Origin of the sequence: Enterobacter cloacae complex sp. ESBL7 (genome assembly GCF_041679625.1) — a bacterium.
Classification (GTDB): domain Bacteria; phylum Pseudomonadota; class Gammaproteobacteria; order Enterobacterales; family Enterobacteriaceae; genus Enterobacter; species Enterobacter asburiae_B.
This window is the reverse complement of record NZ_JBGORN010000013.1, coordinates 35,284-61,514: the sequence shown is the minus strand read 5'-3', so window position 1 is coordinate 61,514 and position 26,231 is coordinate 35,284. Positions and strand designations below refer to the sequence as shown.

Annotated in this window: 26 protein-coding genes; 12 read left to right on the top strand and 14 right to left on the bottom strand. The window is 57.0% G+C overall.

Annotated elements, in window-relative coordinates; genetic code table 11:
- Positions 1-33: 33 nt before the first annotated feature.
- Positions 34-1,311 carry an MFS transporter gene (locus tag ACERY3_RS23240; RefSeq protein ID WP_045888507.1) on the top strand — a complete coding sequence of 426 codons (1,278 nt, stop codon included), beginning with the start codon at positions 34-36 and terminating at the stop codon, positions 1,309-1,311.
- On the opposite strand, the gene rhaM is transcribed toward ACERY3_RS23240, so the two are convergent.
- The 5 genes from rhaM to rhaB form a co-directional block, all read right to left on the bottom strand.
- Positions 1,299-1,613 carry an L-rhamnose mutarotase gene (gene rhaM, locus ACERY3_RS23235; RefSeq protein WP_045888508.1) on the bottom strand — a complete coding sequence of 105 codons (315 nt, stop codon included), beginning with the start codon at positions 1,611-1,613 and terminating at the stop codon, positions 1,299-1,301. The two genes, ACERY3_RS23240 and rhaM, sit on opposite strands and share 13 nt — an antisense overlap.
- Positions 1,610-2,758, bottom strand: a complete 1,149-nt coding sequence (fucO, locus tag ACERY3_RS23230; protein ID WP_058841948.1) for a lactaldehyde reductase — start codon at positions 2,756-2,758, stop codon at positions 1,610-1,612. Before fucO ends, rhaM begins: the two co-directional genes overlap by 4 nt.
- A gap of 41 nt (positions 2,759-2,799) precedes the next feature.
- On the bottom strand, positions 2,800-3,630 hold the full coding sequence (gene rhaD, locus ACERY3_RS23225; RefSeq protein ID WP_058841949.1) for a rhamnulose-1-phosphate aldolase: 831 nt from the start codon (positions 3,628-3,630) through the stop codon (positions 2,800-2,802).
- A gap of 116 nt (positions 3,631-3,746) precedes the next feature.
- Positions 3,747-5,006, bottom strand: a complete 1,260-nt coding sequence (gene rhaA / locus ACERY3_RS23220; protein WP_058841950.1) for an L-rhamnose isomerase — start codon at positions 5,004-5,006, stop codon at positions 3,747-3,749.
- A complete protein-coding gene (rhaB, locus tag ACERY3_RS23215; RefSeq protein WP_058841951.1) occupies positions 5,003-6,472 on the bottom strand; it encodes a rhamnulokinase in 1,470 nt (489 codons plus the stop codon). The genes rhaA and rhaB overlap by 4 nt, the downstream gene beginning before the upstream one ends.
- Positions 6,473-6,773: 301 nt before the next feature.
- Here rhaB and rhaS point away from each other — a divergent pair, with 301 nt between their 5' ends.
- Both rhaS and rhaR read left to right on the top strand, forming a co-directional pair.
- A complete protein-coding gene (gene rhaS, locus ACERY3_RS23210; RefSeq protein WP_058841952.1) occupies positions 6,774-7,610 on the top strand; it encodes an HTH-type transcriptional activator RhaS in 837 nt (278 codons plus the stop codon).
- A gap of 73 nt (positions 7,611-7,683) precedes the next feature.
- A complete protein-coding gene (rhaR, locus tag ACERY3_RS23205; protein ID WP_058841953.1) occupies positions 7,684-8,532 on the top strand; it encodes an HTH-type transcriptional activator RhaR in 849 nt (282 codons plus the stop codon).
- Here the strand turns inward: rhaR and rhaT are convergent, their stop codons facing one another.
- Entirely contained in the window at positions 8,533-9,567 is a 1,035-nt protein-coding gene (gene rhaT / locus ACERY3_RS23200; RefSeq protein ID WP_058841954.1) for an L-rhamnose/proton symporter RhaT, read from the bottom strand.
- Between the two features lie 287 nt (positions 9,568-9,854).
- Between rhaT and sodA the strand changes: the two genes are divergently transcribed.
- Complete coding sequence (gene sodA, locus ACERY3_RS23195; protein ID WP_004203668.1) at positions 9,855-10,475, top strand: superoxide dismutase [Mn]; 621 nt, start codon at positions 9,855-9,857, stop codon at positions 10,473-10,475.
- A gap of 71 nt (positions 10,476-10,546) precedes the next feature.
- On the top strand, positions 10,547-11,221 hold the full coding sequence (gene yiiM / locus ACERY3_RS23190) for a 6-hydroxyaminopurine reductase (protein WP_058841955.1): 675 nt from the start codon (positions 10,547-10,549) through the stop codon (positions 11,219-11,221).
- A 53-nt stretch (positions 11,222-11,274) separates the two neighbouring features.
- Here the strand turns inward: yiiM and cpxA are convergent, their stop codons facing one another.
- Positions 11,275-12,648 (bottom strand): envelope stress sensor histidine kinase CpxA, encoded by a 1,374-nt coding sequence (gene cpxA, locus ACERY3_RS23185; RefSeq protein ID WP_023309731.1) that lies wholly within the window; start codon positions 12,646-12,648, stop codon positions 11,275-11,277.
- Positions 12,645-13,343, bottom strand: a complete 699-nt coding sequence (cpxR, locus tag ACERY3_RS23180) for an envelope stress response regulator transcription factor CpxR (protein ID WP_006179159.1) — start codon at positions 13,341-13,343, stop codon at positions 12,645-12,647. The genes cpxA and cpxR overlap by 4 nt, the downstream gene beginning before the upstream one ends.
- Before the next feature lie 150 nt (positions 13,344-13,493).
- On the opposite strand from cpxR, the gene cpxP reads away from it, so the two are divergent.
- From cpxP to ACERY3_RS23150, 6 genes are all read left to right on the top strand, one after another.
- A complete protein-coding gene (gene cpxP, locus ACERY3_RS23175; protein WP_373226578.1) occupies positions 13,494-14,000 on the top strand; it encodes a cell-envelope stress modulator CpxP in 507 nt (168 codons plus the stop codon).
- Positions 14,001-14,152: 152 nt separating this feature from the next.
- Positions 14,153-15,046 carry a CDF family cation-efflux transporter FieF gene (fieF, locus tag ACERY3_RS23170; protein WP_023309697.1) on the top strand — a complete coding sequence of 298 codons (894 nt, stop codon included), beginning with the start codon at positions 14,153-14,155 and terminating at the stop codon, positions 15,044-15,046.
- Positions 15,047-15,220: 174 nt separating this feature from the next.
- Positions 15,221-16,183, top strand: a complete 963-nt coding sequence (gene pfkA / locus ACERY3_RS23165; protein ID WP_023309696.1) for a 6-phosphofructokinase — start codon at positions 15,221-15,223, stop codon at positions 16,181-16,183.
- A gap of 209 nt (positions 16,184-16,392) precedes the next feature.
- Positions 16,393-17,382: a sulfate ABC transporter substrate-binding protein gene (locus tag ACERY3_RS23160; RefSeq protein WP_023309695.1), complete on the top strand. Its 990-nt coding sequence runs from the start codon at positions 16,393-16,395 to the stop codon at positions 17,380-17,382.
- Positions 17,383-17,489: 107 nt separating this feature from the next.
- Entirely contained in the window at positions 17,490-18,233 is a 744-nt protein-coding gene (locus ACERY3_RS23155; RefSeq protein WP_058841956.1) for a CDP-diacylglycerol diphosphatase, read from the top strand.
- A 73-nt stretch (positions 18,234-18,306) separates the two neighbouring features.
- On the top strand, positions 18,307-19,611 hold the full coding sequence (locus ACERY3_RS23150) for an SLC13 family permease (protein ID WP_211438796.1): 1,305 nt from the start codon (positions 18,307-18,309) through the stop codon (positions 19,609-19,611).
- Between the two features lie 99 nt (positions 19,612-19,710).
- Here the strand turns inward: ACERY3_RS23150 and tpiA are convergent, their stop codons facing one another.
- Together tpiA and ACERY3_RS23140 are read right to left on the bottom strand one after the other, a co-directional pair.
- Positions 19,711-20,478: a triose-phosphate isomerase gene (gene tpiA / locus ACERY3_RS23145; protein WP_014172206.1), complete on the bottom strand. Its 768-nt coding sequence runs from the start codon at positions 20,476-20,478 to the stop codon at positions 19,711-19,713.
- A 111-nt stretch (positions 20,479-20,589) separates the two neighbouring features.
- On the bottom strand, positions 20,590-21,186 hold the full coding sequence (locus tag ACERY3_RS23140; RefSeq protein WP_047059172.1) for a DUF1454 family protein: 597 nt from the start codon (positions 21,184-21,186) through the stop codon (positions 20,590-20,592).
- Positions 21,187-21,298: 112 nt separating this feature from the next.
- Here ACERY3_RS23140 and ACERY3_RS23135 point away from each other — a divergent pair, with 112 nt between their 5' ends.
- Positions 21,299-21,718 (top strand): DUF805 domain-containing protein, encoded by a 420-nt coding sequence (locus ACERY3_RS23135; RefSeq protein WP_023293600.1) that lies wholly within the window; start codon positions 21,299-21,301, stop codon positions 21,716-21,718.
- Here the strand turns inward: ACERY3_RS23135 and fpr are convergent, their stop codons facing one another.
- The 4 genes from fpr to ACERY3_RS23115 all read right to left on the bottom strand — a co-directional run bounded on the left by fpr (position 21,719) and on the right by ACERY3_RS23115 (position 26,101).
- Positions 21,719-22,465, bottom strand: a complete 747-nt coding sequence (fpr, locus tag ACERY3_RS23130; protein WP_048978880.1) for a ferredoxin--NADP(+) reductase — start codon at positions 22,463-22,465, stop codon at positions 21,719-21,721.
- A 96-nt stretch (positions 22,466-22,561) separates the two neighbouring features.
- Positions 22,562-23,572 carry a class II fructose-bisphosphatase gene (gene glpX, locus ACERY3_RS23125; protein WP_373226577.1) on the bottom strand — a complete coding sequence of 337 codons (1,011 nt, stop codon included), beginning with the start codon at positions 23,570-23,572 and terminating at the stop codon, positions 22,562-22,564.
- Between the two features lie 153 nt (positions 23,573-23,725).
- Complete coding sequence (glpK, locus tag ACERY3_RS23120; protein ID WP_023309688.1) at positions 23,726-25,234, bottom strand: glycerol kinase GlpK; 1,509 nt, start codon at positions 25,232-25,234, stop codon at positions 23,726-23,728.
- 21 nt (positions 25,235-25,255) lie between these two features.
- The gene (locus ACERY3_RS23115; protein WP_014885705.1) at positions 25,256-26,101 is read right to left on the bottom strand and encodes an MIP/aquaporin family protein; all 846 of its coding nucleotides are present in this window, start codon (positions 26,099-26,101) and stop codon (positions 25,256-25,258) included.
- Positions 26,102-26,231 lie beyond the last annotated feature (130 nt).

Here is a 26,231-nt window from a genome sequence, read left to right as displayed (position 1 = left end):
CGGGCAGCCGGCCCTCCGTTGAGGATAAAAATAATGAACACAACAACCTGTACCCACAAAGACAACCCTAACTTCTGGATTTTTGGGCTGTTCTTCTTTCTCTACTTCTTCATCATGGCCACCTGCTTTCCGTTCCTGCCGATTTGGCTGTCGGACATCATCGGCCTGAATAAAACCCACACTGGGATTGTCTTCTCCTGCATCTCGCTGTCGGCTATCGCCTTCCAGCCAGTGCTGGGCGTGATTTCGGACAAGCTGGGGCTGAAAAAACACCTTCTGTGGATCATCGCGGTGCTGCTGTTTCTGTTCGCGCCGTTCTTCCTGTACGTCTTCGCGCCGCTGCTGAAAGCCAATATCTGGCTGGGCGCGCTGAGCGGCGGGCTGTATATCGGTTTTGTATTTTCGGCCGGATCGGGGGCGATTGAGGCCTACATTGAGCGCGTGAGCCGCAACAGCTTCTTTGAGTACGGCAAGGCGCGGATGTTTGGCTGCCTCGGCTGGGGCTTGTGCGCCTCAACGGGCGGCATCCTGTTCGGCATCGATCCGTCGTACGTTTTCTGGATGGGATCGGGAGCGGCATTGCTGCTGATGCTGCTGCTGGTGGTGGCGAAGCCAAAGCCCAACCAGACGGCGCAGGTCATGGATGCCCTGGGCGCGAACCAGCCGCAAATCACCGCCAAAACCGTGTTCAACCTGTTCCGCCAGCGCAGAATGTGGATGTTTATCCTCTATGTGATTGGCGTGGCCTGCGTGTATGACGTTTTCGACCAGCAGTTTGCCACCTTCTTTAAAACCTTCTTCGCCACGCCGCAGGAAGGGACCCGCGCCTTTGGTTTCGCAACCACTGCGGGGGAAATCTGTAACGCCATCATTATGTTCTGTTCGCCGTGGATCATTAACCGCATCGGCGCGAAGAACACGCTGCTGATCGCCGGGGTGATTATGGCGACGCGTATTATCGGCTCCTCGTTCGCCACCACCGCCGTGGAGGTGATTGCCCTCAAGATGCTGCACGCGCTGGAAGTCCCGTTCCTGCTGGTGGGCGCATTTAAGTACATCACCGGGGTGTTTGATACCCGACTGTCAGCGACTATCTATCTGATCGGCTTCCAGTTCGCCAAGCAGTCGGCGGCCATTTTCCTCTCCGCTTTTGCCGGGAATATGTATGACCGGATCGGCTTCCAGGAGACGTATCTGATGCTGGGCTGTTTCGTGCTGGCGATTACGGTGGTGTCGGCGTTTACGCTGAGCAGCAGGCAGGAGATCGCCGCCGCCGCGGGGGCAGCAGCGTTAACACATCAGTCCAGGTAAAAGACCTCTTTCAGCTCGGTACTCACCGGGCTGTTATCCGGGTTCGACGGCATGACGTCGCCCATATGTTTCCACCAGCGCTGGCAGACGTCGGTATTGGCTACCGCGCTCCAGCGCTCTTCTGATTCAATCTCTACAGTCGCAAACAGCAGGCTGCGGGCCCTATCGAGATAAATGGCGTAGTGGTGTGCGCCGTGGTCTTTCAACACCTTTTCCAGCTCCGGCCAGATCGGATTGTGTCGACGCGCGTACTCCTCGTGCGCGTCCGGGTTTACCTGCATCACAAAGGCTTTGCGGATCATAGTGCCTCCAGGTACAGCTCGCGGACCTCATCGCGGCTGGCGGCGCGCGGGTTGCACGGCGCACACGGATCGGCGAGCGCTTTATCCAGCCAGCCTTCAATATCGGCTTTGGTCACGCCGAGCTGGCTAAAGCCCGCAGGGATGCCGACGCGAGCGCTCAGGTCGCGAATCGCCTGAATGGCGGACATGCTGGCGGCTTCATCGCTCATGCCGCGGGTATCGACGCCCATCGCCTGCGCCACGCGGGCAAAACGCGCGACCGCGTTCGGGCGGTTAAAGCTTTCGACGATCGGCAGCAGGATGGCGTTGCATACGCCGTGCGGCAGGTTGTGCGTCGCGCCCGGCTGGTGCGCCAGGGCATGCACAAGGCCGAGACCCGCACTGTTAAACGCCATGCCCGCCAGATACTGACCAAATGCCATCTGCTCGCGCGCCTCAAGGTTATGACCGTCTTCGACCGCTTCCGGCAGCCACAGGTTGATCAGGCGAATGGCTTCCAGCGCGTTGGCGTCGGTCAGCGGGTGCGCGCCAACGGATACGTAGGCTTCAATGGCATGGGTTAGCGCATCCATACCGGTTGCGGCAGTCACGGAGGCGGGAATATCGAGCATCACGCTGGCATCGTCCACGGCGATGTCCGGGATGATGTTTGGGTCAATAATCACCTCTTTCACCTGACGCGCGGAGTCGACGATCACCGCATTGCTGGTCATCTCCGCCGCCGTGCCTGCGGTGGTGTTAATTGCCACCAGCGGCACGCCCGCATTTTTCACCTTGCCGACGCCGGAATAATCGGTTGACGGGCCGGGGTTGGCGGTGAGGATTTTAATCGCCTTGGCGGTATCAATCGGGCTGCCGCCGCCGAAGGCAATCACGTAATCACACTCCGCGTCCCGGTAAGCCGAAATTCCTTTTTGCACCAGCGCTTCCGTCGGGTTCGGGAACACCTCATCGAACAGGTGATACGACATCTGATGGGCGTCCAGCACGGTAAACAGGCTGTCGAGCAGACCCAGCTTTACCAGCTGGCCGTCGGTGACAATCAGCGCTTTTCCCCACTGCTTGTTCGCAACCAGGTTGACCATATCGCCGATTGCGCCCGCGCCGTGAAGGCTGATTTTTGGAAGTGCCAACATAAAGCTCATGATAATTCTCCTTAACGATCAACGTTTTTCCTGCGAAGGCGTTATGCGTATAAATCCAGCGCGGATTGCAGCGGACTCACGCCAAAGCGCTTGCCGAGGGCGATGAGTTCTTCCCGGGAAATGGTCTGCTTCATGCCGCCCATGGAGTACACCTTCACCAGCACTTCCGCTGATTTCTCGGCGGTGTCGATCAGGCCAAAGGTTTCATCCAGCGTTGGGCCGCTGCCGAATACGCCGTGGAACGGCCACAGCACCAGAGAGTGTTTTTGCATATCGACGGCGGTTGCCTGGCCGATTTCGTCGGTACCCGGCACCATCCACGGCAGAATGCCCACGCCGTCCGGGAACACCACCAGACACTCGGTACTGCCTTCCCACAGCTTGCGGGTGATGAAGTCGGCGCTGTTTTCCAGCACGTAGGTCAGGGCGATCAGGTTGGTGGCGTGGCAGTGCATGATCACGCGGTCTTTGCCGTTAGTCGCCCTGATGCGCTCGCAGTGGGAGAGGAAATGCGCCGGCAGTTCGGAGGTAGGCACCGCCTCGTCGGTCAGGCCCCACAGAATGTGGTAGCCCGCGCCGTCGCTGTCCACTTTCACCACGCCGAGGTTGGCCTCCGGGTCGAGCTGGACGTTACGGAAGAACTTGCCGGAACCGGTGACGATAAACGGCGTGTTGGCGAGCAGCGGCATCGGCTGGCTCAGCGCGATATAGCGCGGCTTCTGGTGAAAATCGGCCGCGAACGGTTCGATATCCGCGTCGTCCAGGCGCAGCGTCAGGTTGCCGCCGTTGCGCTCGTCCCAGCCCTTCAGCCAGGCGTCGGAGGTGGCTTTGATCATGCCCTGGACGAACCAGGAAGTGGTGATGGTCTGCATAGTCTTCATTTTCCAGTTATCGCGGTGAGGTTGAACCCTCTCCCCGGCCCTCTCCCACAGGGAGAGGGGGTAAAAGTTTCCTCTCCCTGTGGGAGAGGGTTAGGGTGAGGGCAAAATTACCCGCGCTGACTCAACACGTCTTTCTCGTATGCCCGCACGTTGTCCAGCCACTGGCTGCCCGCCGGGGCGTCGTTACGCTGACAGTACATCTCCCACACCGCCTGCCACGGCAGGGATTTCTGCTCTTCCAGCAGCGCCAGACGGGCGGTGTAGTCGCCGTTAGCCTCCAGCTGTTTCAGCGCGGCGACAGGCTCCAGCAGCGCGCGCAGCAGGGCTTTCTTCATGTTGCGGGTGCCGATAACCCACGCCGCGATGCGGTTGATGGAGGCATCGAAGAAGTCGAGGCCGATATGTACGCGGTCAAAGAGGTCGTGACGGATGATTTCGCTGGCAATCGCCTGGGTTTCGTCATCCAGCAGCACCACGTGATCGCTGTCCCAGCGCACCGGACGGCTGACGTGCAGCAGCAGGCGCGGCACGTAGAGCATGGCGGCGGAGATTTTGTCGGAGATCACCTCGGTCGGGTGGAAGTGGCCGGCATCCAGACACAGCGCGGTCTGGCGGCTGGTGGCGTAACCCATGTAGAACTCGTTCGAGCCCACGGTGTAGCTCTCGGCGCCAATGCCGAACAGCTTGCTCTCTACGGCGTCGATGTGGTGCGCCGGGTCCAGCTTCTCGCTGATGGCCTCATCCAGCGCGGCCAGCAGGCGCTGGCGCGGGGCCAGGCGATCGACGGTGATGTCCTTCATGCCGTCCGGGATCCAGATGTTCATCACCGACGGCGTGCCGAGCTGTTCGCCGAAATACGCCGAAACGCGGCGGCTGACCTTCACGTGGTCGATCCAGAACTGGCGGATGTCGTCGTCCGCGTGGGCGAGGGTAAAACCGTCCGCGCTCAGCGGATGTGAGAAGCAGGACGGATTAAAGTCCAGGCCCAGCCGGTTGGCTTTCGCCCACTCTACCCAGTTCTTAAAGTGTTCCGGTTTTATTTCGTTGCGCGCCACCGGCTCGTCGGATTCGAGGTAAATCGCATGCAGGTTCAGGCGTTTTGGCCCCGGGATCAGGCTCAGCGCCAGCTCCAGGTCGGCGCGCAGTTCGGTCGCGTTACGCGCTTTGCCGGGGTAGTTACCGGTGGCCTGAATACCACCCGTCAGGGAACCGCCTGGGTTCTCGAAACCGGCGACGTCATCGCCCTGCCAGCAGTGCATGGAGACGGGCAGACGGTCGAGCTGGCGCAGCGCCTCTTCGACATCCACGCCGACGGCGGCGAAACGCTGTTTAGCCAGGCCCCAGGCTTGTTCTAATTGAGTTGTCATGCGCAAAGCTCCTTAGTCAGTCGGTTTTGCTGAAACTGCGCCCGAAAGCGAGCAATTTCACGGCAGGGATTGGGGGTGAAGGTGGTCAGGCTGGCGTTAGCCGCCACCACAGAACGGAAGTCATCAACGCTGGAAAGTTCGTCCAGGGTCATCAGCTGAATGCCGATATTCCCGAGCGTGGAGGCCTCCACGGGACCCGCCACTACGGTGATGCCGCAGGCATCGGCGCAGAGCTGGTTCAGCAGCTGGTTCTGGCAGCCGCCGCCCACGATATGCAGCTGGCTGAACGGTTTTCCGCGAAGGCTCGCCAGCTCGCTGAGGATGTCGGCATACAGCAGGGCGAGGCTGTCAAAAATGCAGCGCGCAAGTTCGGAAGGGCTCGACGGCACCGGCTGCCCGCCCTCGACGCAGGCGGCCTGAATTTCGGCGCTCATGTGCGCCGGGTTGATAAAGCGGTCATCGTTCGGGTTGATCAGGAACGTACAGGCCTTCAGCTTCTCGGTTTCGGCGATAAGCGCGGGCAGGTCGGTAACGTTCTGCTCTTTCAGCACCCGCTGGAGCAGCCACAGCCCCATGATGTTTTTCAGTACGCGGTAGCGGCCTTCGGCACCGCCTTCGTTGGTAATGTTTGCCGCCATCGCGGCATCGCTGGCGTACGGGGTTTTGCTCTCAAAGCCCATCAGCGACCAGGTGCCGGACGAGAGGTAAGCCGCGTCTTTACTTGCAAGTGGGGACGCTATTACCGCGCTGGCGGTATCGTGGCTGGCGACGGCAACGACAGGGATTGCGTTCCCCTGGGGGCAAATCCAGTGACCGATCACGTTACCCGGGTGGGTGGGTGTGCCGAACCAGGAAGGCGACGCCCCCGTCCAGGCCAGCAGATGTTCATCCCAGCTATCCGAGTTGATATTGACCAGCTGTGTGGTGGTGGCGTTGGTATATTCCCAGTTCATGTTGCCGGTCAGGCGATAGCTCAGGTAGTCCGGGATCAGCAGCGCATGGGCCACGTCCGCGACCAGCTCCGGCTGTTGCTCGACCAGGGCACGCAGCTGATAGAGCGTGTTAAACGGCAGAAACTGAATGCCGCTGCGCCCGTAGATGTTGTCCTTGCCAAGCTGGGCGATAGCGTTCGCCATCAGGCCGTCGGTACGGCTGTCGCGATAAGAAACCGGCAAGCCGACGCGCTCGCCATGGCTATCAAGCAGAACGAAGTCTACGCCCCAGGTATCAATGCCGATGCTGTCGATGCGAATGCCATCGTTGCAGACGTTGTTCAGTCCGGTACGGATCTCTGCCTCCAGGGCATCGATATCCCAGGTATCAAAACCGTCCTGCTTTTGCAGGCAGTTGGCGAAACGGTGCATTTCGCGAAGCGAAAGCGTGTGCTGCTCACGGTCCCAGCTCGCGAGCATTACGCGGCCGCTGGATGCGCCTAAATCGACAGCCACACAATGGCGAAAAGTCATGGTCAGGTCCTTTCTTAAGTCATTAGCGGTGAGTGTAAAAAAGGGAAGAAAAAGTCACCTTCTCACCACTGACAGGCCAAATCTCGCGCTGGCAAGAAAGCAAAGGTGAATGTGAGGGCGTTCACAGTTTCCAGCAGTGACGGGATGCTCAGGCAGTGTGACGCTGAGCGCATTTCCCGATCTTTCCCCCTGTTTCTTGAAAAATGGACAGCTTTTGCGAGGTTTACTGCCAAAAATTGAAGGTGAGTGTGGGAGGCCTTAATTACTATTTTGAGAACATTTTTCATTGGTGGGGGCCGTTATGACCGTACTGCACTGCGTGGATTTTTTTCCTTCAGGAGGTTCGCCTGTCGCGATTGAGCCACGGCTTCCTCAGGCTGCGTTCCCGGAGCATCATCATGATTTTCACGAAATTGTGATTGTTGAGCGCGGGACGGGTATTCATGTTTTCAATGGCCAGCCCTATACCATCAGCGGCGGTACGGTGTGCTTCGTGCGCGACCACGACCGGCACCTGTATGAACATACCGACAACCTGTATCTGACGAATGTGCTTTACCGTTCCCCGGACGCGTTCCAGTTTCTTTCGGGGCTGAGCCAGCTGTTGCCCCAGGAGCAAGACGGACACTATCCGTCGCACTGGCGGGTGAATCAGTCCATCCTGCAGCAGGTGCGTCAGCTGGTGAGCCAGATGGAGAAGAGCGAGGACGGGCAGGAGACGCACGCCATTGCCACGCGCGAACTGCTGTTTATGCAGCTTCTGGTGCTGCTGCGCCGCAGCAGCCTGGTGGAAGGGCTGGAAGATAACAACGCGCGCCTGAACCATCTGCTGGCCTGGCTGGAAGATCATTTTGCCGAGGATGTCTGCTGGGAAACCCTTGCGGATGATTTTTCACTGTCGCTGCGTACCCTGCATCGCCAGCTTAAGCAGCACACCGGGCTGACGCCGCAACGCTACCTTAACCGTCTGCGCCTGATCAAAGCGCGTCATCTTTTACGTCATACCGACGATAGCGTCACGGATATTGCCTATTGCTGCGGTTTTGGCGACAGCAATCACTTTTCAACGCTATTTCGCCGGGAATTTAACTGGTCTCCGCGCGATATTCGCCAGGGAAAAGACGCGATGCTTCAGTAACGCGAGGGCAGTCACCGTTTTATTTCCGCAAAAAAGCTAATAGTGTCAGGTTATTCGGCGTAGAGGTCGTGGTGTGGCTGCTCAGTTAATTCTTCGCAAAGATGTTTTTTTTGCCTCCGCGAGTCAGGCCGTCACGGTGGCCGATCGCTACCCGCAGGACGTCTTTGCCGAACATACCCACGAGTTTTGCGAGCTGGTGCTGGTTTGGCGCGGTAACGGCCTGCACATCCTCAACGACCGTCCCTACCGCATCACGCGCGGAGACCTGTTCTACATTCGCGCGGATGATAAACACTCCTACGCCTCGGTTAACGACCTGGTGCTGCAAAACGTTATTTACTGTCCGGACAGGCTCAAGCTTAACGTGGACTGGGCCGCGAGCATTCCGGGCTTTCTTGATGCTAAGGGTTCTCCGCACTGGCGCTTAAGCAGTAGCGGCATGGCTCAGGTACGGCAGGTTATTTCTCAACTGGAGCAGGAGAGCCAGAAGAACGACCCCGTTGCTAACCAGCTGGCGGAGTTGCTTTTCGCCCAGCTGGTGATGACGTTGAAGCGCCATCGTTACGCCACTGATAACCCCTCCGCCACAACGCAGGAAGCGCTGCTGGATAAGCTCATCACCCGGCTTGCGGGCAGCCTGAATAAAAACTTTGTACTGGAGAAATTCTGCGAGCAGGAACAGTGCAGCGAGCGCGCGTTGCGCCAGCATTTCCGCACCCTGACCGGGATGACGGTGAACCACTATCTGCGCCAGCTGCGCATCTGCCATGCACAATATCTCCTCCAGCATACGGAGTGGATGGTCAGTGATGTGGCGATGCGCTGCGGCTTTGAGGACAGTAACTACTTTTCAGTGGTGTTTAACCGCGAGGTGGGGATGACGCCGGTACAGTGGCGTCATCGCAGTCGAAAGGGGGCGTAATCAGTTTGCCATGCCGAGGCCGACGATATTGGCAGCGATAATAATCACCACGCAGCCGAGGCTCAGTACGCCAACCGGACGGCGTCCGGCGTTCGTCCACTCTTTCAGCACCAGCCCAACCAGCCCGCCGCAAAGTACGTAGAAACTCATGTGCAGCATCCAGCTTATATAGTCGTATTGCGCCGGAATGCTGGCGTGGCCCCAGGCGTAGAAGAAGAACTGCAAATACCACATCAGGCCGCCCAGAGCGGAGAGCAACACGTTGGTGATGATGAGCGATGTTGCCAGCGAGAAATCGGCTTTTACCGACAGGTTTTTTACTTTTGCCAGACGAATGAAGCAGAAGCCCAGGTTAACCATCGCGCCGCCACCCATAATCACGACATAGCTTGGTAGCGCAACGTACAGCGGGTCGACGCCCAGCGCGGCCGCCGCTTCGTGCATCGGTTTGGCGGCGTTCATGGCGAACGACATGCCGGCCGAGAAAATGCCGCACATCACCGCCAGCAGCAGACCTTTCTTCAGGTTAAAATCTTCAGCTTTAATGCCCATCTTGCGTTCTTTCAACTGCCCCGCGCGCGTCACAATTCCTACGCCAATGACCGCCACCAGCACGCCCAGGAGCGTCATCCGCCCACCCTGAGTATTAATAAGCACGTCGAAGTTGCCGTTGAGAATTGGCGTCATCAGGGTACCGACGATCAGCGTGATGCCAATCGCGATACCAATCCCCATCGACATGCCGAGATAACGCATGGTGAGGCCATAGTTGATGTTGCCGACGCCCCACATCGCGCCGAACAGGAACACCGGCAGCAGGGTGGCGGCGCTGAAGGAGGAGAAGTAGCCCCAGAAATCGGGCAGCAGCATGGCGCTAATGGTCCAGGGCAAAATCAGCCAGGACACGATACCGCCAACGGACCACATGGTTTCCCATGACCAGCCTCTCACTTTTTTAAACGGAGCATAGAAACAGGCTGCACTGGCAGCGCCTATCAAATGCCAGAAGATACCCATCGTAATCGCATGATTCATTTTTACACCCTCATCGTTTTTATCGTCAGTGGCTTCCCACCGACTTGAGGAGTGTAAAAATTAGGCGGTTTGGGGACCTTCAGAAGGTTGCCGCAGATGTGTTCTGGATGGCAATCAGCACGTTAACCGCGTGAGCAGACTCACAATTTCGCGATTAATCGAAAACGAATAACCTTATAAAAACTACGGCATTGATAATCATTTTCAATATCATTTAATTAACTATAATGAACCAACTGCTTACGCGGCATTAACAGCTGTGCCGCCCGACAATAATGGAGAGGATTATGAGTTATACACTGCCATCCCTGCCGTATGCCTACGACGCACTGGAACCGCATTTCGACAAGCAGACGATGGAAATCCATCACACTAAACACCACCAGACCTATGTGAACAACGCGAACGCCGCGCTGGAAAGCCTGCCAGAGTTCGCTAACCTGTCTGCTGAAGAGCTGATCACCAAGCTGGACCAGCTGCCAGCGGACAAGAAAACCGTTCTGCGTAACAACGCTGGCGGCCACGCTAACCACAGCCTGTTCTGGAAAGGCCTGAAAACCGGTACCACCCTGCAGGGCGACCTGAAAGCGGCTATCGAGCGCGACTTCGGTTCCGTTGACAACTTCAAAGCGGAATTCGAAAAAGCCGCTGCAACCCGTTTCGGCTCTGGCTGGGCGTGGCTGGTTCTGAAAGGCGACAAGCTAGCGGTGGTTTCTACTGCTAACCAGGACTCCCCGCTGATGGGTGAAGCGATTTCTGGCGCATCCGGCTTCCCAATCCTGGGTCTGGACGTGTGGGAACACGCTTACTACCTGAAATTCCAGAACCGTCGTCCGGACTACATCAAAGCCTTCTGGGACGTGGTGAACTGGGACGAAGCAGCAGCGCGTTTCGCCGCTAAAAAATAAGGTTGCATTGACGCCTGTGAGAAGCGAGTCTTATGACTCGCTTTTTTTGTATCTGCGTAATGGAGGCAGCAATGCATTACCCGGTGAACGTGTTTACAGGCAAGGTAAGGGAGTACGACGGCAGCCGCCCGAGTGCCATCGCCAAAATTCAGGTCGACGGTGAGCTGACGTTAACCGACCTCGGGCTTGCGGGTGACGAGCAGGCCGAAAAGAAAATTCACGGCGGGCCCGATCGCGCGCTGTGCCACTACCCGCGCGAACACTATCAGCACTGGAAAACCGAGTTTCCCGAGCAGGCGGACCTCTTCGTCGCCCCCGCGTTTGGCGAGAATCTCTCCACCGAAGGGCTCACCGAAAAGAACGTGTTTATCGGTGATATCTACCGCTGGGGCGATGCCCTGATTCAGGTGACGCAGCCACGCTCGCCGTGCTTCAAGCTCAACTACCACTTCGGTATTCAGGATATGTCGGCCCAGCTGCAAAAAGCGGGTAAAACCGGCTGGCTGTATCGCGTGGTGCTGGCTGGGCAGGTTTCAGCGGACGCGCCGCTTGAGCTGGCGTCGCGCCTGAGCGATGTGTCTGTTTATGACGCCTGCGCCATTGCCTGGCATATGCCGTTTGACGACGAACAGTATCACCGCCTGCTGTCGGCGGCGGGATTATCCATCAGCTGGACAAGAACGATGCAGAAGCGGCGTTTAAGCAGCAAGATCGAGGATAATTCGCGGAGATTGTGGGGGGAATAGTCCTCCGCAGAAAGTAGGCCGGGTAAGGCGAAGCCGCCACCCGGCACTAACAGCTACGAACGCTTATACAACGGTAGCCACAGCGTTAACCGTAGCCCACCCAGCGGGCTGTCGTCGGCTTTCACCCAGCCGCGGTGCTGCTGCATGGCGGTTTCAACAATCGCCAGACCCAGTCCCGTGCCGCCCGATTCCCGGTCGCGCGCCTCATCGGTACGATAGAACGGACGGAAAATCTGCTCGCGGTCTTCCGGGCTCACGCCTGGGCCGTCATCATCGACAATGACGGTGATCCCGTCTTTATCCACCGAGAACGCCACCTCAATCTTCGTATGCGAGTAGCGAAGAGCGTTACGCACGATGTTCTCCAGCGCGCTTTCCAGCGTGTTGGGGTTACCGTACAGCGGCCACGGGCCCGGCGGGAAGTTGACGGTGAAAGATTTACCCATCTGTTCCGCTTCGAACGCCGCGTTGTCCAGCACCTCGTGCCAGAGGTGATTCGCTTTCACCGTTTCGCTGACCAGCGCGTTTTTCTGCTGATTGCGCGACATGACCAGCAGGTCGTTGATCATGCTGTCCAGGCGGTGCGCTTCCGTTTCAATACGCTCCAGCTCTTTGCTCTCACCGCTGCGGCGGCGCAGCAGCGCGGTGCCAAGCTGCAAGCGCGTAAGCGGGGTACGCAGCTCGTGCGAGATATCCGACAGCAGACGTTGCTGCGCGGTCATCATGCGGTCGAGCGCGCTCACCATCTGGTTAAAACTGGTTCCGGCGGCAAGGAACTCCTGCGGACCTGCTTCCAGTTCAGGGTGTTGTCGCAGGTTACCCTGCGCCACCTCATCGGCGGCATTCTTCAGCTTACGCGCCGGTTTTGCCAGGCTCCACGCCAGCCATAACAGCAGCGGCGAGCTGACCAGCATGGTGACAATCAGCAGCAGGAGAGGGCGGTCAAACAGCAGGTTGATAAAATCAGACTGGGAGTTGCTCGCCGGACGGATCAGGTAGAGCTGATAATTATCCTCTCCGTCCCTGACGGAGAAAGGCCCCACCATCTCTACGCGGCCATATTTCTTCTTCTGGGGATGATCGGCATTATCCGCCTGGCCAATGAAGTTGCGGATAATCTGCATTTCATTGCGATCGGCCCCAATGACGCGGCCTTCGCTGGTCACCAGCAGCAGGCGTTGTCCGGGCGGCGCCCACTTGTCGATAGCGCGAAACAGCCTGCGCCACCACATTAAATCGTTCGGCGGATCGTTTGCCAGCTCGGCTTCCACGTGCTGCTCGATCATCACGCCCTGACGTTGCTCGCTGTCGAGAAGCTCCGTCATCTGGCGTGAGTCGAGTTTTGGCAACATCAAAACGAGCATTAAAACCAGTGCCAGCGTCAGCCAGAAGATGGCGAAGATGCGGGCGGTTAAGCTTCCTATCATGAAGCGGAAACCATCAGATAACCGCGACCACGCAGGGTTTTAAACCATGGGTGACCGTCTTTACGCTCCGGCAGCTTACGGCGCAGGTTAGAGATGTGCATGTCGATGGCGCGGTCAAACGGGGTGAGGCGTTTGCCCAGCACTTCCTGGCTTAGATGTTCACGCGATACCACCTGACCGAGGTGCTGCGCCAGCAGATACAGCAGGGTGAACTCCGTGCCGGTCAGTTCCAGCGTCTGGCCATCAAAGCTCGCTTCCTGACGGCCCGGGTTGAGGCTCAGGGAGTCGACTTCAAGAGTAGGTGAGCTGTTGTCGGTATTTTGCTGCTGTTCGCTCCAGTGGGAACGACGCAGGATAGCGCGAATACGGGCAACCAGTTCACGGTCGTTAAACGGCTTGGGTAAATAGTCATCCGCGCCCAGCTCAAGGCCGAGTACGCGGTCAAGTTCGCTGCCGCGCGCGGTCAGCATAATAACGGGAGTCTGGTGTGTCTGGCGAAGCTCTTTCAACGTATCAATACCGTTTTTCTTCGGCATCATCACGTCGAGCAAAAGTAAATCGATGCTGTCGTCAAGGAGACTCAGCGCCTGCTCGCCATCATGGGCAACCAGGACGTTGAAACCTTCCATGTCGAGCAACTCCTTTAAAAGGGATGTGAGCTCTCGGTCATCATCAACTAACAGGATTTTATTCATTGTTTAAATACCTCCGAGGCAGAAATTACGACATCAAGGCTGTCTAATCCATGACTTTACGTTGTTTTACACCCCCTGACGCATGTTTGCAGCCTGAATCGTAGACTGTCTCTCGTTGAATCGCGACACGAAAGATTTTGGGAGCAAGTGATGCGCAAAGTTACCACTGCCGTCATGGCCTCAACGCTGGCGTTCAGTGCGTTTAGCCAGGCTGCTGAAGCTATCATCAGCGATAACAGTCCCTTACAAGAGGGCGCAACGCAGAACAGCAGCCAAAGCCATATGTTTGACGGCATAAGTTTAACCGAACATCAGCGTCAACAGATGCGAGATCTGATGCAGAGGGCACGACACGACCAGCCCCCTGTTAATGTTAGCGAAATGGAGACAATGCATCGCCTTGTCACCGCAGAAAATTTTGACGAAAGCGCTGTGCGCGCTCAGGCCGAAAAAATGGCACAGGAACAGGTTGCCCGCCAGGTAGAGATGGCGAAGGTCCGCAACCAGATGTTCCATCTGCTAACGCCCGAGCAGCAAGCGGTTTTGAATGCCAGACATCAGCAGCGAATGGACCAGCTGCGCGAGGTTGCACGGATGCAGCGAAGCTCAGAAACGACGTTTTTCAGTAGCAATAGCAGTACCCGTAGTAACCAGTAAACCCTGTTTTCCTTGCCATAGACACCATCCCTGTCTTCCCCCACATGATGTGGGGGTTTTTTTTGCCCCGCATCCGCGCTGTTAACCGTTTATTCATCCTTAGACTCCCCATGCTTCCGTTATACTAGCGGCATGACATGACAGGAGCGTTTATGAATCAATCCTATGGAAGACTGGTAAGCCGGGCCGCCATTGCGGCGACCGTCATGGCCTCCAGCCTGTTACTGATTAAAATCTTTGCCTGGTGGTATACCGGCTCGGTCAGTATTCTGGCGGCGCTGGTGGACTCGCTGATGGACATTGCCGCCTCGTTGACCAACCTGCTGGTGGTGCGTTACTCGCTGCAGCCAGCGGATGAAGAGCACACATTTGGGCACGGCAAAGCGGAGTCGCTGGCCGCGCTGGCGCAAAGTATGTTCATTTCCGGCTCTGCGCTGTTCCTGTTTTTAACCGGCATTCAGCATCTCGTTTCGCCGACACCGATGAACGATCCCGGCGTGGGCGTAGTTGTGACGATCGTTGCGCTTATATGCACACTTGTTCTGGTAACGTTCCAGCGCTGGGTTGTTCGCAAAACGCAAAGTCAGGCTGTACGGGCGGATATGCTTCATTATCAATCTGATGTTATGATGAATGGGGCTATTCTTATTGCGCTCGGTCTGGCCTGGTATGGCTGGCATCGCGCCGATGCGTTATTTGCGTTAGGGATTGGTATCTATATTTTATATAGCGCCCTGCGGATGGGGTATGAAGCGGTGCAATCACTGCTTGACCGCGCCCTCCCGGACTCAGAACGTAATGAAATTTTTTCTATCGTGACCTCCTGGCCCGGCGTCAGCGGTGCACACGATCTTCGAACGCGGCAGTCAGGGCCGACCCGCTTTATTCAGATTCATATTGAAATGGAAGACAACCTGCCACTGGTTCAGGCTCACGTTATTGCTGAGCAGGTCGAGCAGGCGATTTTGCAGCGTTTTCCTGGTTCAGACGTCATCATTCACCAGGATCCCTGCTCGGTTGTACCCGGTCATGTTGGGCTTTCGTAATTCGTTGTAAAAAAGTGAGCCAGGCCAGCATTTTGTGTATAAATTACCGCCGTTTGGTCTGACCTGAATCAATTCAGCTGGAAGGGATTGATATACTATTTGCAGTATTCGTTGGTCGATAAGTTTCTTCCGGCAACAGATTTCAATTTTGCATTCCTAAGTTCAGAGGTAGTCATGATTAAGAAAATCGGTGTGTTGACAAGCGGCGGTGATGCGCCGGGCATGAACGCGGCAATTCGTGGTGTTGTCCGTGCAGCGCTGACGGAAGGCCTGGAAGTTTTTGGCGTTTATGACGGTTATCTGGGCCTGTATGAAGATCGTATGGTTCAGCTCGACCGTTACAGCGTGTCTGACATGATCAACCGTGGCGGTACTTTCCTCGGCTCTGCGCGCTTCCCGGAATTCCGTGATGAACACGTTCGTGAAGTGGCTATCGAAAACATGAAGAAACGCGGCCTGGACGCCCTGGTGGTTATCGGTGGTGACGGCTCCTACATGGGTGCAAAACGTCTGACCGAAATGGGCTTCCCGTGCATCGGTCTGCCGGGCACCATCGACAACGACATCAAAGGTACTGACTACACTATCGGCTTCTTTACTGCACTGGGTACCGTTGTTGAAGCGATTGACCGTCTGCGTGACACCTCTTCTTCTCACCAGCGTATCTCTATCGTTGAAGTGATGGGCCGTTACTGCGGCGACCTGACGCTGGCGGCAGCCATTGCGGGCGGTTGTGAATTTATCGTCGTGCCAGAAGTCGAATTTAGCCGTGAAGATCTGGTGGCTGAAATCAAAGCGGGCATCGCGAAGGGTAAAAAACACGCGATCGTGGCTATCACCGAGCACATCTGCGACGTTGACGAGCTGGCGAAGTACATCGAAGCCGAAACCAAACGCGAAACCCGCGCGACCGTACTGGGTCACATCCAGCGCGGCGGTTCCCCAGGCCCTTACGACCGTATTCTGGCGTCCCGTATGGGCGCGTACGCTATCGATCTGCTGCTGCAGGGTCACGGCGGCCGCTGCGTCGGTATTCAGAACGAAAAACTGGTTCACCACGACATCATCGACGCGATTGAAAACATGAAGCGTCCGTTCAAAGGTGACTGGCTGGACTGCGCGAAAAAACTGTACTGATCGGTTCTGTTGCCCGGTGGCGCTGCGCTTACCGGGCCTACAAAGCACGACTCGTAGGCCGGGTAAGGCGTAGCCGCCACCCGGCCTTTTTATGCGCGCACGCTTTTTTTATTCCACTACGTTATAGCCAATCTTTTTTTATTCTTTAATCCTCGATTCGCTTTCTGGCACGCTGCATTCATCAAAACACTACACAAGAGAGCTGGGCGATGAATAAATGGGGCGTGGGTTTAACATTATTGCTGGCATCGACCAGCGTTCTGGCTAAGGATATCCAGTTACTGAACGTGTCATACGACCCGACGCGTGAGCTGTACGAGCAATACAACAAAGCGTTTGCAGCACACTGGAAGCAGGAAACCGGCGATAACGTGGTGGTTCGCCAGTCGCATGGCGGCTCCGGCAAGCAGGCGACGTCCGTGATAAACGGTATTGAAGCCGACGTGGTGACCCTGGCGCTGGCCTACGATGTCGACGCGATCGCCGAGCGTGGCCGCATCGACAAAAACTGGATCAAACGCCTGCCGGATAACTCCGCGCCATACACCTCGACCATCGTCTTCCTGGTGCGTAAAGGAAACCCGAAACAAATTAAAGACTGGAACGACCTGATCAAACCGGGCGTTTCTGTGATTACCCCGAACCCGAAAAGCTCCGGCGGCGCTCGCTGGAACTACCTGGGCGCATGGGGCTATGCACTGCATCACAACAATGGCGACCAGGCCAAAGCGCAGGAATTCGTGAAGGCGCTGTATAAAAACGTTGAGGTGCTGGACTCCGGCGCGCGTGGCGCCACCAACACCTTCGTTGAGCGCGGGATTGGCGACGTGCTGATTGCCTGGGAAAACGAAGCTCTGCTGGCCACCCACGAGCTGGGCAAAGACAAGTTCGAGATCGTGACCCCGAGCGAATCGATTCTGGCTGAGCCGACCGTTTCCGTGGTCGATAAAGTGGTTGAGAAGAAAGATACCAAAGCGGTGGCGGAAGCCTATCTGAAGTATCTGTACTCGCCAGAAGGCCAGGAAATTGCGGCGAAAAACTTCTATCGTCCACGCGATGCGGCGGTCGCCAAGAAATACGAAGGGGAGTTCCCAAAACTGAAGCTCTTCACTATTGACGATGTGTTTGGCGGCTGGACGAAAGCGCAGAAAGAGCACTTCTCCAACGGTGGCACTTTCGACCAAATTAGCCAGCGCTAACCATTAGCCTGTGACACGGTGACCCGGCGTGAGAAATCCGCCGGGTTTTTTATTTGGTCATCATTTTGCGTTACTCTTTTGCCTCTATTGAAAACAGGGAACGCGTTGTGAAAAAAATTATCTTATTGCTCCTCATTGTCATCGCCCTTGCCGCTGGCGGCGTGTACTGGATGAAGGCGGGTAATCCGAATGCGTTGCGCCATATCGTTCTCGACCAGTGTGTGCCGAATCAGATCCAGAACCGTAACCCGGCACCCTGTGCGCAGGTGAAAACGGATGCAGGCTATGTGGTATTTAAAGATCGCAACGGGCCGCTGCAATACCTTTTGATGCCAACATATCGCATCAACGGTACCGAGAGCCCGCTGCTGACCGAAGCTCATACGCCGAACTTTTTCTGGCTGGCGTGGCAGTCGCGCAGCTTTATGACCCTGAAGCGTGGATCCGAGGTGCCTGACAGCGCCATTTCGCTGACGATTAACTCCCCGACTGGCCGCACGCAGAACCATTTTCATATTCATATCTCCTGCCTGCGCCCGGACGTGCGCGAGAAGCTCAACGCGGCACAGGGAGAAATCAGCACCCAGTGGCTGCCTCTTCCCGGGGGGCTGGAAGGACATGAATATCTTGCTCGTCGCGTAACGGAGAATGAACTGGTCCAGCGCAGCCCGTTTATGATGCTGGCGGAAGAGCTGCCGGAAGCGCGCGACCATATGGGGCGTTTCGCGCTGGCAATGGCGCAGCAGTCGGATGGCTCTTTTGTTTTGCTTGCGACCGAGCGTAACCTGCTCACGTTTAACCGCGCGTCCGCGGAGGAACTGCAGGATCATCAATGCACTATCCTGAAGTAACCCCACCATAAATCGCGTTTACTCGGGCTGCCTGTCACCGTAGACTTGCTGAAAAATTCTACAGGAGACAGGTATGTCGCTCTGGTTAACGTATCCTCTGCTGCTGCCCTCACTGATCGTTGGCGTCACCATCGTGCTGTGGGCGACGTCGCTATTGCCGGAATTTATCACCGCGCTGCTGTTCTTCACGGCGGCGATGACCGCCAGAATCGCCCCGCCGGAGGTCATCTTCGGCGGTTTTGCCTCGTCTGCTTTCTGGCTGGTATTCAGCGGCTTTGTGCTTGGCGTGGCGATCCGTAAAACCGGACTGGCGGACAGGGCCGCCCGGGCGCTGTCGGCAAAACTCACCGACTCCTGGGTGTTGATGGTGGCGAGCGTGGTGCTGCTAAGCTACGCGCTGGCGTTTGTGATGCCGTCGAACATGGGACGTATTGCGCTACTGATGCCGATTGTCGCGGCGATGGCAAAACGCGCCGGTATCGCCGACGGCTCCCGCGCCTGGTTCGGGCTGGCGCTGGCGGTGGGGTTCGGGACTTTCCAGCTTTCGGCGACGATCCTGCCTGCTAACGTCCCTAACCTGGTGATGAGCGGTGCGGCGGAAGGCTCGTACGGCATCCATCTGAACTATGTCCCGTATCTGCTGCTGCACACGCCGGTGCTCGGTATTCTCAAAGGCCTGATTCTGATTGGCCTCATCTGCTGGCTATTTCCCGGCAGCCCAAAACCGCCGAAGGAACAGGCGCCGTCAGAGCCTATGGGGCGGGATGAAAAGCGTCTTGCCTGGCTGCTGGCGGTGGTGCTGGGGATGTGGGTCACGGAGAGCTGGCACGGCGTGGGGCCCGCGTGGACGGGGCTGGCGGCGTCGGTCATCGTTATGCTGCCGCGCATTGGGTTCATTACCGGGGAAGAGTTTTCTGCGGGGGTGAATATGCGTACCTGTATTTACGTCGCGGGCATTCTTGGGCTTGCGATCGTGGTGACGCAAACCGGTATCGGAACGGCCGTGGGCGAGGCATTGCTTCGCATTATGCCGCTGGATGCAGACAGACCGTTCACCAGCTTCCTGGCGCTTACCGGTATTACCACGGCGCTCAACTTCATTATGACCGCCAACGGCGTGCCGGCGCTTTACACCACGCTGGCGCAGAGCTTCTCGGACGCGACCGGTTTCCCGCTGCTGTCGGTGATCATGATTCAGGTATTGGGCTATTCCACGCCGCTGCTGCCGTATCAGGCGTCGCCGATTGTGGTGGCAATGGGGCTCGGGAAGGTGCCTGCAAGGGCGGGGATGGTGCTCTGTTTGGCGCTGGCTATCGCAACGTATCTGGTACTGCTGCCGCTGGATTATCTGTGGTTTAGTTTGCTGGGGAAAGTGTAGTTCGGTGCGAGGTGTTTCCCCTCACCCCACCCCTCTCCCTAAGGGAGAGGGGGGAGAAGAGCGGCGGGTAAGCGCAAGCGCCACCCGCCACAAAGGCAATTACGCCTGTTTAGCCGCTTCTGCTGCCTTAACGATCACCGCGAAAGCGTCAGCTTTCAGGGATGCACCGCCAACCAGCGCGCCATCGATGTCTGGCTGGGTGAACAGCTCAGCAGCGTTGGAGGCGTTTACGGAACCGCCGTACTGGATAATCACTTGCTCAGCGACCTTCGCGTCGGCTTTAGCAATGTGGTCACGAATGAATTTGTGAACCGCCTGAGCCTGTGCAGGGGTTGCAGATTTGCCGGTACCGATCGCCCAGACTGGCTCGTATGCGATTACCGCGCCTTCGAACGCTGCCGCGCCCTGGGTTTTCAGCACTGCGTCGATCTGACGTGCGCACACTTCTTCGGTTTTGCCCGCTTCGTTTTCCGCTTCGGTTTCACCGATGCACAGAACCGGGATCAGGCCCTGCTCTTTCAGCACGGCGAATTTCTTCGCGATGAACTCGTCGGATTCTTTGTGATAGGTGCGACGCTCGGAGTGGCCGATGATGATGTATTTCGCGCCGATATCTTTCAGCATTTCAGCGGAGGTTTCACCGGTGAACGCGCCAGACAGGTTAACGTCAACGTTCTGCGCGCCCAGAATGATGTGGCTGCCGTCAGCGGCGTGTTTAGCCAGATCCAGGTACATATCCGGCGGAGCGATAGCAACCGCGCAGCCCGTCACGCCAGCCAGCTCTTTACGCAGGTTCGCAACCAGTTCGTTTACCATGTGGCGGCTGCCGTTCAGTTTCCAGTTACCCATCACTAAAGGATGTCGCATTTCAATTCTCCACGCTAAATAAGCGAATTAAGGAATATGGCCACCCTGTCGGGCAGCATGGTCTGTGAATCAGTATAGAGATTTTCCCTCGAAAGGCTTTGCTTTTTGTCATTAATTCGCCCCGCCGAGGGTGTCAGATAGTGCCAGCTTAATCGGTTCAACAGCGAAGGTCAGTCCTTTTTCGCCGTTGTCCGCCACAACATAGCGGATCGCGCCTTCGGTATCAGCGTAGTAACGCTTGTTTTTCCCGGCGGTAAGGAGTTTTTGCAGCTTTTGCTGACTTTGCTTTTTCGTCAGCGCAGGGGTAAAGGCCTGCAATACCGCGCTCATGTACTCCAGCGCTTTCGCCTTAGCGGCTTTCTGCTCTGGCCCCTGTATCGGCAGCCAGGTGATTTGCATGCTTTTGATTTTTAACGTACCGCGCTCCAGCGCCGTGGAAGCATACAAATTCTCGTTAATCTTGCTTGCCGCACGGGTCAGTGTGGGGGTATCGCGTGAGCCATCAATGGCGCGAAACTCATCCAGCGGCAGCGTGGGGTTGGTCTGATTGAAGGTTTCACGAAACTGGCTGATGGACTGATCGAACGACGGTGCGCCCGCCAGCAGATACGGTGCTGTGGTCGGGGCTGTGGTTTCGGCGGCGTGCAGGGGATAACCCGCGCTGACCAGCGCTAAACACAGGAAAAGAGAACGTGCCGAACTTTTCATCAACATTGCCCCTGGCCGTAAGTGCTCATGATTAAAACGATATCTGGTCGGCTTGTCAAAAGGTCACAACTCCAGGGTAAAATGCGCGCTATACGATAATAAGGAACCTTACATGACCATACAGCAGTGGCTGTTTTCATTCAAAGGGCGTATTGGACGCCGTGATTTCTGGATCTGGATGGTGACGTGGGTTGTCGCCATGCTGCTTCTGTTTTTCGTTGCTTACAACGCCTGGCTGAGCACGCAAACGGCGGCCTTCGCGCTGGTCTGTCTGCTATGGCCAACGGCGGCGGTTGTCGTAAAACGGCTGCACGATCGCGGACGTTCCGGCGCGTGGGCATTTCTGATTATTCTGGCGTGGATGCTGGTGGCGGGAAACTGGGCGATGCTGCCGTCCATCCTGCCGTGGGTCGTGGGCAGGCTGCTGCCGTCGGTCATCTTCGTGATGATGATTGTCGATCTGGGCGCGTTTATTGGCACCCAGAGCGAAAACAAATACGGTAAAGACACCGTTGAGGTGAAATACCGCTGATCACCAGTAGTGTTCGGCGGTCATATGGCCCGGCCGGCGGCGAAGATGTTTCGTCATCTGCCGGGTATCCTTCAGAAGCTGCTGCGTGTCACGTACCATCTGCGGGTTGCCGCACAGCATGACGTGGCTGGTTTCAGCGTTCAGCGGCAAACCCACTGCCTCTTCCAGGGCTCCACTCTCAATTAACGCCGGCACGCGGCCGGTAAGCGCTCCTGCTACGGTTTCGCGGCTGACCACCGTCTGAATCTTTAGCTTTCCGCCGTACTGCTGCTCCAGCGCCTGCATTTGCGGCAAATAGCTCAGGTCTGCGGCGTAGCGCGCAGCGTGAACCAGCACGATGTTTTTAAAGCGCTCCAGATCTTTGCCGTACTGCAAAATAGAGAGATAAGGGCCGATGGCCGTACCGGTTGCCAGCATCCAGAGCGTGTCGCAGTCAGGGATCTCTTCGAGCACAAAGAAGCCTGCCGCTTCACTCACAATTTGTACCTCGTCGCCGGGCTTAAGCGCTGCAAGGCGCGGGCTGAGTTTACCGTCAGGAACGGTGACCAGATAGAACTCGAGATCCGGGTTATCAGGCGCGTTAACGTAAGAGTAGGCGCGCTGCACGCGCTCGCCGTCGACGTCCAGTCCCAGCTTCGCAAATTGCCCGGCCTTAAACGGGTGAACGGGAGCATGTACGGTGAGACTAAATAGCGCATCGGTCCAGAACTGTACCTTTGTGACTTTACCTGTTACCCAGTCCGCCATGATCTTCTCCTGTGCTGTTTCTCTGTTCTATCTTCCGTACTTGTGGTGATAATTTCCAGCCCGTCAGGGCCGGAAAGCTCTATCGATCAAACGGTTTTACAGAATGTGCGTCTGCACGTCCGGGTCTTTGCGGTCGAGATAGTGGATAGACTGAATGCGGCGAATGGTGCGTGATTTACCGCGAATCAGCAGGGTTTCAGTGGTGACCATATTACCCTTGCGGGTGATGCCGTCCAGCAGATCGCCTTTGGTGATGCCGGTCGCCGAGAAGACAACGTTATCGCTACGCGCCATCTCGTCCAGAGCCAGCACTTTATTGGCCTCGATGCCCATCGCTTCGCAGCGCGCCAGCTCGTTTTCCCCGATACGGCGGTTCTCTTCGCTGTCGCCTTTCACCTCATGGCGGGGCAGCAGACGGGCCTGCATATCGCCATCCAGCGCGCGGATCACTGCCGCGGAGACCACACCTTCCGGCGCGCCGCCGATGCCGTACAGCACGTCGACTTCGCTGTCCGGCATGCAGGTCAGGATCGAGGCGGCAACGTCACCGTCAGGAATAGCAAACACGCGCACGCCGAGCTTTTGCATCTGCGCGATGGTGGCGTCGTGGCGCGGTTTCGCCAGAATGGTGACGGTGAGTTCGCTAAGGGGTTTGCCCAGGGCTTTGGCGATGTTGTGCAGGTTCTCTTCCAGCGGCAGGCTAAGGTCGATTGCGCCCTTCGCGCCTGGACCGACAATCAGCTTTTCCATGTACATATCCGGCGCGTTGAGGAAGCAGCCCTTATCGCCCACGGCCATCACCGCTAGCGCATTGGCCTGACCCATCGCCGTCATGCGGGTGCCTTCGATCGGGTCGACGGCGATATCCACGGCATCGCCTTTGCCGGTACCGACTTTTTCACCGATGTAGAGCATCGGCGCTTCGTCGATCTCGCCTTCGCCGATCACGATGGTGCCGTCGATGTTGACCTGGTTAAGTACAATACGCATGGCATGGACGGCAGCGCCGTCTGCGGTATTTTTGTCGCCACGACCCAGCCATTTATAGCCTGCAAGTGCGGCCGCTTCGGTGACGCGGGAAAACTCGATAGCAAGTTCACGTTTCATGAGGTACTCGTGCAATCAAAAGGAATTGCACGAAGTTTATCACAGAGTGGGGAGGGGTGAGGGGGCCGGTGCGGTTGGAGCCCCTCTCCCCAAAGGGGCGAGGGGACTTAAAACACCCTCTCCCCTTTGGGGAGAGGGCCGGGGTGAGGGGAATTACTCTTCGTGCTCTTCCCACGCCAGGGCGCGTTTCACCGCTTTTTTCCAGCCGCTGTAGCGGAAGTTACGCTCGGTGGTTTCGATGCCCGGGCGGAACTCGCGTTCGATAACCGCTTTTTCCTGCAGCTCGTCCAGGTTCTGCCAGAAGCCTACCGCCAGACCGGCAAGGTACGCCGCGCCCAGCGCCGTGACTTCACGCACTTCAGGGCGCTCAACGCGGGTGCCGAGAATGTCGGACTGGAACTGCATCAGGAAGTTATTCGCTACCGCACCGCCGTCCACGCGCAGGGCGTGCAGACGAATGCCGGAGTCAGCCTGCATCGCTTCCAGCACGTCGCGCGTCTGGTAGGCGATGGATTCGAGAGTAGCGCGAATAATGTGGTTAGAGTTCACACCGCGCGTCAGGCCGAAAATCGCCCCGCGTGCATACGGATCCCAGTACGGTGCGCCAAGACCGGTGAACGCAGGTACCACGTACACGCCGTTGGTGTCTTTCACTTTGGTCGCGAAGTACTCGGAGTCGAACGCATCGCTGATCAGCTTCATCTCGTCGCGCAGCCACTGAATGGATGCACCCGCCATGAACACCGCACCTTCCAGCGCATAGTTCACTTCGCCGCGCGGGCCGCAGGCGATGGTGGTCAGCAAGCCGTTTTCTGATTTCACCGCCTTCTCGCCGGTGTTCATCAGCATAAAGCAGCCGGTGCCGTAGGTGTTCTTCGCCATCCCTTCCTTGACGCACAGCTGGCCGAACAGCGCCGCCTGCTGGTCACCGGCGATACCGGCGATAGGAATACGGGTGCCGCCTTTACCGCCGATGTTGGTCTGGCCGTACACTTCGGAAGACTTACGCACTTCAGGCAGCATCGCGCGCGGAATGTCCAGCGCGTCCAGCATCTTGTCATCCCACTCAAGGGTGTTGATGTTGAACAGCATGGTACGCGAGGCGTTGGTGTAGTCGGTCACGTGAACGCGTCCCTGGGTCATCTTCCAGATAAGCCAGGTATCGACGGTACCGAACAGCAGCTCGCCGCGTTTAGCACGCTCGCGTGAACCTTCTACGTGGTCGAGGATCCATTTCACTTTGGTGCCGGAGAAATACGGGTCAACCACCAGACCGGTGGCGCTGCGCACGTACTCTTCCATACCGTCGCGCTTCAGCTGTTCGCAGATCTCGGATGTACGGCGGCACTGCCAGACGATAGCGTTGTAAATGGGCTTACCGGTTTCGCGTTCCCAGACAATCGTCGTTTCACGCTGGTTGGTAATACCAATCGCGGCAATCTCGTCGGAACTGATATCGGCTTTCGCCAGCACTTCGACCAGCGTGGAGCTTTGTGATGCCCAAATCTCCATTGGGTCATGTTCTACCCAGCCTGGACGAGGATAAATTTGCTCAAATTCGCGCTGTGACACGCTGACGATGTTCGCGTCATGATCCATTACGACAGCGCGGGAGCTGGTAGTGCCCTGGTCGAGCGCAACGATATATTTTTTTTCGGTCATGGTATGTGTCCCGTAGTCAGATTACAGCGAAGCTTTTTGTTGTGCGGTAGAAGTCGTTTCCTTCTCCTCTTCCACACAGGTGTCGCACGGTAAGTGGCGACCAATTAATTTGCGGTAGCTAAACGCACCCAGCGCAGCCCCGACAACCGGCGCAAACAGCGGTACCAGGAAGTAAGGAATGTCTTTGCCACCGGTAAAGGCCACGTCACCCCAGCCTGCGATAAATGCGAAGGCTTTTGGTCCGATATCACGTGCCGGGTTCATCGCGAAGCCGGTCAGCGGGCCCATGGATGCGCCAATCACCGCAATCAGTAAACCAATCAGCAGGGGTGCCAGCGGGCCGCGCGGAATGCCGTTTCCGTCGTCGGTCAGCGCCAGGATAACGCCCATCAGAATAGCGGTAATCACCATTTCAACTGCGAACGCCTGCACAAAATTGATATGCGGGTTAGGGTAGGTTGAGAAGATGCCTGCCAGATCCAGACTTTCGACACTGCCGCGTACCATATGATGCGTCTGTTCGAAGTCGATGAAAAGATTGTAATAAAGCCCGTAAACTAACGCCGCTGCGCAAAACGCGCCGGCAAACTGAGAAAGAATGAAAGGAACAACTTTGCGTCCGTCGAAGCACGCGAACAGCCACAGTGCGATTGTCACCGCCGGGTTAAGATGTGCACCAGAAACCCCTGCAGTCAGGTAGATGGCCATCGCCACGCCCAGACCCCAGATGATACTGATTTCCCACTGACCAAAACTGGCACCCGCCACTTTCAGTGCAGCGACACAGCCCACTCCGAAGAATATCAACAACCCGGTACCAAGGAACTCGGCAATGCACTGGCCTTTTAAGGTTGATGTCTGACTCATAATCGGAATCCTGAAGAAATTGATGTTTATTGTTAGCATGGCCGCCCGTGACAGCCACGATGCCCTGTAGACATAGTGTTAATTTATCGTTAACGAGCAAAAACGAGAAATATCGAAATCAAAATGTGTG